At 33.0% G+C, this 1023-nt stretch carries 2 protein-coding genes and 1 tRNA gene; all 3 read right to left on the minus strand.

Features of this window, described 5'->3' with window-relative positions; translation table 11 throughout:
* Positions 1 to 15: 15 nt before the first annotated feature.
* A tRNA-Thr gene (locus FD18_RS06195) sits at positions 16 to 88 on the minus strand.
* Positions 89 to 148: 60 nt separating this feature from the next.
* Positions 149 to 667: a DUF3278 domain-containing protein gene (locus FD18_RS06200; RefSeq protein WP_057719089.1), complete on the minus strand. Its 519-nt coding sequence runs from the start codon at positions 665 to 667 to the stop codon at positions 149 to 151.
* Positions 648 to 863 (minus strand): helix-turn-helix transcriptional regulator, encoded by a 216-nt coding sequence (locus FD18_RS06205; RefSeq protein WP_057719090.1) that lies wholly within the window; start codon positions 861 to 863, stop codon positions 648 to 650. The genes FD18_RS06200 and FD18_RS06205 overlap by 20 nt, the downstream gene beginning before the upstream one ends.
* Positions 864 to 1023 lie beyond the last annotated feature (160 nt).

The following is a 1023-nucleotide window of genomic DNA, read 5'->3' on the forward strand; positions in this document are numbered from 1 at the left end:
TAGGACTTTTACATGTGCTGACTAAAGGATTCGAACCTTCGACCTCATCATTACTAATGACGTGCTCTGCCAACTGAGCTAAGTCAGCATTCTCACAACGTCTATTAGTATAGCAGATGTTACTAGTGAAAGTAAAGCACTTTTTTCTTTAATCTTCGTCTTTTACTACTTTTATTCTATGAACTGCAATTAGTGACATAAAGATACCGAAGAAAACACCCGAAATCAAGCATGTGGGAATCATTATCCATGTCCACGAACCATCAGTATAACTAGTTAAGAATTCTAAAATTAACATCAGTATGCCAAAGATTGCACCTGATATCATTCCTCTTACCCATGCAGCTTTTTTAGCCTCAGGTACTTCATCTTTCTCTACTTCATTATCTGTTAATTGAGCCTTTCTAGATTGCCGCATTATATATAAGCTAACTGCCATTAGCATTACAAAAAAGCTACCAGAAAGGAAAAGATATGCCACATCAGCTTTATACATCGAAAACAAAACCATCGAAATTAAGAACGCTGCATCCATACTTAAGAAAAATATAAAGAATGCACGATTACCAATTCGATTCATAACCTGTCGTTTTTGTTCATCAAGTGGACCAGAAATTCCGTGCCAAAACTTCATGTACTTCTCAAACTTAGTTTCCTTTGCTTCCATCTTTAGCATCTCCATCCCAAAATAACGTATTTAAATCTGTATTTAACTCATGCGCTAGCTTTAAACATAAGTCTAATGAAGGATTATATTTATCATTTTCAATTAAATTTATTGTTTGCCTAGCAACATCTATTTTTTTAGCCAATGCCATCTGTGATAAACCTTTTTGTTTTCGATATTCTTTAACTCTGTTCACGGTAATTCTTTCTTTTATCTCAACAAGTCATATATATGTGACTTTTTATACTTTAAGTATAATATAATTTTTGAAATTGTCAATTATATATGACATATTTTACTAACAAAAAAGTCCTAACCGCTTGGTTAGGACTTTTACATGTGCTGACTAAAGGATT

Source organism: Lactobacillus taiwanensis DSM 21401, assembly GCF_001436695.1.
Lineage (GTDB): Bacteria > Bacillota > Bacilli > Lactobacillales > Lactobacillaceae > Lactobacillus > Lactobacillus taiwanensis.

Coding starts and splice junctions, on each gene's coding strand:
- FD18_RS06200 (WP_057719089.1), bottom strand. CDS start 667: ATGGAAGCAAAGGAAACTAAGTTTGAGAAGTACATGAAGTTTTGGCAC.